The sequence below is a fragment of the Thermodesulfovibrionales bacterium genome, from assembly GCA_026417875.1.
Classification (GTDB): domain Bacteria; phylum Nitrospirota; class Thermodesulfovibrionia; order Thermodesulfovibrionales; family CALJEL01; genus CALJEL01.
The window spans coordinates 1-6,368 of sequence record JAOACK010000076.1; the positions used below are offsets into that span (position 1 = coordinate 1).

7 protein-coding genes are annotated in these 6,368 nt (G+C 41.6%); 6 read left to right on the forward strand and 1 reads right to left on the reverse strand.

Annotation, left to right across the window (positions count from 1 at the left end):
• The 6 genes from N2257_10005 to N2257_10030 form a co-directional block, all read left to right on the forward strand.
• The coding region (locus tag N2257_10005) for an electron transfer flavoprotein subunit beta/FixA family protein (protein MCX7794715.1) at window positions 1-498 on the forward strand (498 nt) is incomplete at its 5' end.
• Between the two features lie 19 nt (window positions 499-517).
• Entirely contained in the window at window positions 518-1,711 is a 1,194-nt protein-coding gene (locus tag N2257_10010; GenBank protein ID MCX7794716.1) for an FAD-binding protein, read from the forward strand.
• On the forward strand, window positions 1,708-2,628 hold the full coding sequence (gene fabD, locus N2257_10015; protein MCX7794717.1) for an ACP S-malonyltransferase: 921 nt from the start codon (window positions 1,708-1,710) through the stop codon (window positions 2,626-2,628). Before N2257_10010 ends, fabD begins: the two co-directional genes overlap by 4 nt.
• A complete protein-coding gene (locus N2257_10020; protein ID MCX7794718.1) occupies window positions 2,625-4,277 on the forward strand; it encodes a DnaJ domain-containing protein in 1,653 nt (550 codons plus the stop codon). The genes fabD and N2257_10020 overlap by 4 nt, the downstream gene beginning before the upstream one ends.
• A gap of 3 nt (window positions 4,278-4,280) precedes the next feature.
• The gene (locus N2257_10025) at window positions 4,281-5,210 is read left to right on the forward strand and encodes an ABC transporter permease (GenBank protein MCX7794719.1); all 930 of its coding nucleotides are present in this window, start codon (window positions 4,281-4,283) and stop codon (window positions 5,208-5,210) included.
• Between the two features lie 2 nt (window positions 5,211-5,212).
• Window positions 5,213-6,007 carry an ABC transporter permease gene (locus N2257_10030; GenBank protein MCX7794720.1) on the forward strand — a complete coding sequence of 265 codons (795 nt, stop codon included), beginning with the start codon at window positions 5,213-5,215 and terminating at the stop codon, window positions 6,005-6,007.
• On the opposite strand, the gene N2257_10035 is transcribed toward N2257_10030, so the two are convergent.
• Window positions 6,004-6,368 (reverse strand): hypothetical protein (locus tag N2257_10035; GenBank protein ID MCX7794721.1); only part of this gene is annotated, 365 nt, incomplete at its 5' end. The genes N2257_10030 and N2257_10035 overlap by 4 nt on opposite strands.

Sequence of the window (6,368 nt, forward strand, 5' to 3'; positions counted from 1 at the left end):
GCCTATACCCTATCGAGGGCGATAAAGATGCTTGGTGCTGATATCGTCATATGTGGAAAGCAGGCTATAGATGGAGATACAGCTCAGGTGGGTCCTGAACTTGCCGAATTTCTGGACATACCCCATGTGGCATATGTAAGAAAGATAAATTCGATAACAGAGAATTCTGTAGTTGTTGAGAGATTGATGGATGATGGCTATGACATTGTGGAATCCTCAATCCCTGTTCTTATGACAGTTGTGAAGGAACTGAATGAACCAAGGCTTCCATCCCTTAGAGGTAAAATAGCAGCAAAGAAGGCAGAAGTCAAAAAAATTGGTTTAAAAGACATAGAGGCAGATGAAAATCTTGTTGGCCTAAAGGGTTCACCAACACAGGTAAAAAGAATATTTGCACCTGAATTAAAGAAAGAAAGAAAACTCTTTGATGGGACTCCAGAAGAGCAGGTAGAGAAGCTTCTTCAGGAGTTGAAAAATCTTAAATGTCAGTTTATATAGTAGGGAGGCGCTGAATAAGATGAAAATATTTGTAAGAAGCGAGACCTGTACAGGCTGTGAGAACTGTATAGACTCCTGTCCCTATACAGCAATTGTTATGAAAGAGGGAAAGGCCTTTATTACAGAATACTGTCAGCTCTGCAGGGCCTGTCTCAGTGTATGCCCTGAGGGAGCTATTATTGAAATTATGGAGGAAGGAGAAGCTCGCGCCACAACTGATTCTTCTTTCAGAGGTGTATGGGTATTTGCAGAGCAGAGGAATGGAAAGGTAGCTTCTGTCAGCTTCGAACTACTCGGAGCTGGAAGAAGACTTTCTGATATACTTGGAGTTGAGCTTTCTGCAGTGCTTTTTGGTGGTTCCGAGGAAGAGGCAAGAGAACTGATCAAATATGGTGCTGACAGGGTTTACCTATGCGATGATCCTCGACTTGAGAAATTTAATGATGAACCCTATGCAAGATTGCTTGCATCACTTATAAATACACACAAACCTGAGATTGTCCTTGCCGGAGCTACACCTGTTGGAAGGTCTTTTTTCCCCAGGGTCGCTGCCATTGTGCATGCCGGTCTAACAGCAGACTGTACAGCCTTTGATATTGAACCTGACACAAGAAATCTCCTCCAGACGAGACCTGCCTTTGGCGGAAATATTATGGCAACTATAGTGACTCCTACAAGAAGACCACAGATGGCTACCGTAAGACCAAGAGTTATGAAAAAGCTCGAGCCAGATCCGAAAAGAAGCGGAGAGATAGTATATGTGAAACCTGACAATCTTACTTCAAGAACAAGGGTCATAGATACAGTCAGGGAGGTTTCAGAGCTTACTGTCAATCTTCAGGATGCAGAGGTAATAGTGGCTGGTGGAAGGGGACTGGGTGATGCAAAGGGATTCAGGATGCTTGAGGAACTTGCCTCACTGCTCGGTGGTGCCATAGGCGCATCAAGGGCTGCTGTTGATGCCGGGTGGATATCTTACAGTCATCAGATAGGACAGACTGGAAAGACTGTATGCCCCAGGTTGTATATTGCCTGTGGCATATCTGGAGCTGTCCAGCATCTTGTGGGAATGCAGTCCTCTGATATAATAGTGGCGATAAACAAGAATCCAGAGGCACCAATATTTAAAGTGGCAGATTATGGTATTGTGGGTGATGTTTACGAGATAGTTCCATTACTTATAAAGAAGATGAAGGAGCTGAAGGGGATATGATTGCCTTTGTATTTCCGGGTCAGGGTTCTCAGTATGTAGGTATGGGAAAGGATCTTTATGATAACTTTCCTGAAGTAAGGGATATATTCAGAGAAGCATCTGATACACTTGGTTATGACATGACAAGGTTATGTTTTGAGGGTCCAAAAGACCTTCTTGATAAAACATCAAAGACACAGCCTGCAATTCTTACTGTAAGCATTGCATGTCTGAGATTAATGGAGCTAAAAGGCAAAAGACCAGATGTTGTGGCAGGGCACAGTCTTGGAGAATATACTGCCTGTGTAGCAGCTGGTGTTTTGAGTTTTAAGGATTGTCTGAGGATTGTTGAAAAAAGGGGTATCTTTATGGAGCAGGCTGTGCCTGAAGGTAAGGGCCTTATGGCGGCAATACTGGGGCTAGAGAGAGCGGCTCTCGAAGAGGTCTTAAGAAGTGTGAGCTCCGGCTATGTAACAGCTGCAAACTTTAACTGTCCCGGTCAGATAGTTATTTCCGGTGAAAAGGAGGCTGTTCTTGAGGCAGTGGAGATCTCCAGAGAGAAGGGTGCAAAGAAGGCTGTACCTCTCCAGGTCAGTGTTCCCTCTCATTCAAAATTGATGCTCGGAGCATCAGAGCAACTTGCGCAGATATTAAAGGAATTCAATTTCAATGATGCAAAAGTACCTGTTGTAAGCAATGTTGATGGCCGCTCAAGAACCTCAGGAGCTGAAATAAAAGAAGCCCTTGTAAGGCAGCTTTACTCAAGCGTTCTCTGGGAGGATTCAGTAAGAAATATCTATGGAGAGGGTATTAATATCTTTGTTGAGATAGGGCCGGGAAAGGTACTTTCAGGACTCATAAGGAGGATAGTTTCTGATGCGACGATACTGAATATAGAGGACAAAAACACATTTCTTAGTACATTAGAACATATATGATGAAACTTCAGGATGAAAGAAGGAGATTCAGGAGATATAAAAGAGAAACCCCTGTTACAGTAATAAAGGGTAAAGAGACTTTTCATCTAAGGCTTCTTGATTATTCGCCATTAGGAGTAAGGATAAAGACAAGGCCACTCTTTTATCTTGGTGAGTCACTGGAGATAGTTATAGATCAGGTTCATTTCACCGGGCATGTTGTCTGGGTATCAGGTGACAATACCGGCATAGCAATTGATGGACCGGTTATTGCTGGAGACCTCAGTTTGTACAGGCTCTGGGATCTCCTTATAGGTATAAGAAGGACAGGGAAAACTGGTGTGCTCAATATTCAGGCCGGTGATATCAAAAAGACCATTTATATAAAATCTGGTGATCCCATCTTTGCCCGATCCAGCATTGAAGACGAAAGACTGGGCGAATTTTTATTAAGAAAGGGTATCATCACGCTAGATGCCTATAACCATTCTGTTGCATTGATGAAAAATACAGGAAAGCGACAGGGAGCAGTCCTCGTTGAAGCAGGTTATATAAAGGTGGATGAACTTCCAAAACTTGTGAGAGAACAGATAGAGGACATAATAAAAAATACCTTTAAGCTCCTCACAGGAAGGTTTGAATTCATAGAAGGCCCTCTTCCCAGTGAGGAGATAATAACTCTAAAACTCAGTCTTGCCAATCTTATCTACAGGGGAATAAAGGGTCTTGAGAGTTTTCAGTTCATCAGGTCAGAATTACACGACCTAAATGCAATTCCTGTTCCAGCAGATGATCCCTATCACCTTTTTCAGGACATAGAACTTGACGAGAGGGATAAAAAACTTTTACTTCTTATTGATGGAAGAAATACTATTGATGATATAATTAAAAAATCAGGATTAAATCATTTTGAGGCTCTAAAAACCGTATACGCTCTTTTATGCACGAGAATAATAGAATTAAAGGAATATTCATCAGAGGCAGCTGAGGAGTTTGTATCGATGGATGAGGTGCTGAGAAATGGTGGCATTGATGAGAGCTTCTTGAAGGAGGTAGAGGAGATTTATAACCGTATTGATACTATGACCCACTATGAGATACTGGGCATAAAAAATAATGTCTCCCAGGCGGAACTGAAGAAGGCCTATTATAGTCTTGTAAAAAAATTCCATCCGGACAGATATTTCAGGGCGGGTCATGATGACTTCAAGAATAAACTTTCAAAGATCTTTACCAGAATAAATAATGCCTATACAGTGCTGAGTGACAGCACAAAGAGGTCAGAATACGATGCCTCCCTGTCAAAGAATGAGGAACATAAGGATTCAGCACTTATGAGATTTGAGCAGGGATTGGAGTTCTATAAAAAGAAATCTTTTAATGATGCTGTAACAGCCTTTGGACAGGCTGTTTATCTTGATTCTACAAAGCCAAAATACCATTTCTACTACGGATTGAGTCTTATGGAGGTGGGTAAATATAAAGATGCTGAGCGTTCTTTTCTTAAGGCAATAGAGCTGTGGCCTGATAATCCTGATTATGTCACAGAACTCGGCTTTCTCTATCTAAGACTCGATATGAAGCTCAGGGCAAAAAAGACCTTTGAAAGGGCGCTTGCAATCTCACCTGGTCACAGGCGAGCAAAAGAAGGGCTTGAAGCCTGCTCATGAGTGATGAGCTTTTACATAATTAAGAGGATCTTTCTCTTAATACCTGTTCTTCTAGGCATAACTTTCATATCCTTTCTAATCCTTAGGACAATACCAGGTGATCCAGCACTTGTAATGGCAGGTGAGAGGGGTTCTCAAGAGGATATTGAAAAAATCAGAAGACATCTTGGAGCTGATAGAACTTTTCTGGAACAGTACTCAGGATATATTTTAATGCTTCTCAGGGGTGAGCTCGGTGTCTCCTATTATACAGGAAGACCGGTTCTTGATGATATAAAGGAGAGACTACCAAATACAGCGCTTCTTGCCTTTTCAGCCATACTTATAGCTGTTCCAGCAGGACTCCTTGCAGGTTTTATAGCCGGTATAAGGCAGGGTTCGTTACTGGATAAATTGATTTCTGCTATTGCAGTTACTGGTCTTAGTATCCCTGTATTCTGGATAGGCCTTATATTAATGTATACCATAAGCCTGGAATTAAAACTCCTCCCACCATCGGGCACGGGTTTGAGATTTCTTCTGCTTCCAGCTATAACCCTTGCTATCCCGGCTGTTGGTGCCATAACCAGAATCACAAGGACTATGGTTATAGATATATCTTCCATGCCCTTTGTCAGGACAGCCATTGCAAAGGGTATAAGTCCTTTTAGGTTATACCTTGTTTATATGATGAGGAATATCATTATTCCTGTCATAACAGTAATAGGTATAGATTTTGGCAGTTATCTTAGCGGAGCTGTTCTTACTGAGACCATCTTTGGATGGAATGGGATAGGAAGATTAACCTTTGAGGGAATAATAAAGAGGGACTATCCTGTGGTAATGGGATGTATCATTATATCTACATTTATCTTTATAACAATAAATCTACTTGTAGATATACTTTATCATTATCTTGACCCCAGGGTAAGGCTCGGTAACAACAGGGAGTAATTATGTTGACAGCTCAGAAGATTTTAGCCGGTATTATCATCTTAATTTTATTCAGCGTAATTTTTGCACCACTTTTAGCACCCTTTGATCCCTATGAAATGAACCTTGAAAAGCTCAGGATGCCACCCTCTCTGGAGCACCCTTTGGGGACAGACCAGAAAGGAAGGGATATCCTCTCAAGGCTTCTTTACGGAGGAAGGACATCTCTGATGGTTGCAATGGTAGCAGCCTTTATTTCCTTTATTTTAGGTTTTATCATGGGAATGCTTTCAGGATTTATAGGTGGCTGGTTTGATGTGGCGCTCATGGCAATTGTGGATCTTCTTCTTGCCTTCCCTTCGCTTCTTCTTGCTATTGCAATCTCTGTTATACTTCCGCAGAATGTTTATACTGTCATAATAGCCCTTTCCCTTGTGGGCTGGGCCCCATTTGCCAGATTAATCAGGGGATATGTACTGACAATAAAGGATGCCTACTTCATCCAGGCAGCAAGGGCAATAGGAGCAGGAGAAATGAGGATTTTCTTCAGACACCTGATGCCCCAGTGTTTTTATCTCGGCACTGTTTACATGAGTATGAAGATAGGAGGTTTTATCCTCTCGGAATCTGCATTGAGTTTCCTGGGACTTGGAGCTCAGCCACCTGTCCCTACATGGGGCGGCATGATAAGTTCATCAAGGGCCTATATGCTCAGTGATCCCTGGATGGTTATTTTCCCGGGGCTGGCGATTGCTATTACTGCTCTGTCTTTCAATCTGCTGGGCGATAGTCTGCAAAAGAAGAAAGTTGGTCATTAAGCTGCGATTTTTGATTTTAATTCAGTAAGTTCTTTTAAGAGTTCAAGATAGTTATTTTCAAGCCTCCTGAATTCTTCGATATCTACCTTTATGTCAAAGAGTCTTCTCATGTCTCTTATTTCAGCTAGGAGATTATTAATCTGGAGTTCTATGGAGTCAAATCTTTTCATATTAAAGTTAAAATGCTCTTCAAATCTTTTATTTACATCCGCCCTCATCTCATCAAACCTTTTATTTACATCTGTCCTCATCTCTTCAAACCTTTGATTCACATCTGTCCTCATCTCTTCAAATCTTTTATTTACATCCGCCCTCATCTCATCAAACCTTTTATTTACATCTGTCCTCATCTCTTCAAACC

What these genes read in the sequence shown, in the direction of transcription:
- N2257_10010 (MCX7794716.1), top strand. Translation starts at nt 518, where the DNA reads ATGAAAATATTTGTAAGAAGCGAGACCTGTACAGGCTGTGAGAACTGT.
- fabD (MCX7794717.1), top strand. Translation starts at nt 1,708, where the DNA reads ATGATTGCCTTTGTATTTCCGGGTCAGGGTTCTCAGTATGTAGGTATG.
- N2257_10020 (MCX7794718.1), top strand. Translation starts at nt 2,625, where the DNA reads ATGATGAAACTTCAGGATGAAAGAAGGAGATTCAGGAGATATAAAAGA.
- N2257_10025 (MCX7794719.1), top strand. Translation starts at nt 4,281, where the DNA reads ATGAGCTTTTACATAATTAAGAGGATCTTTCTCTTAATACCTGTTCTT.
- N2257_10030 (MCX7794720.1), top strand. Translation starts at nt 5,213, where the DNA reads ATGTTGACAGCTCAGAAGATTTTAGCCGGTATTATCATCTTAATTTTA.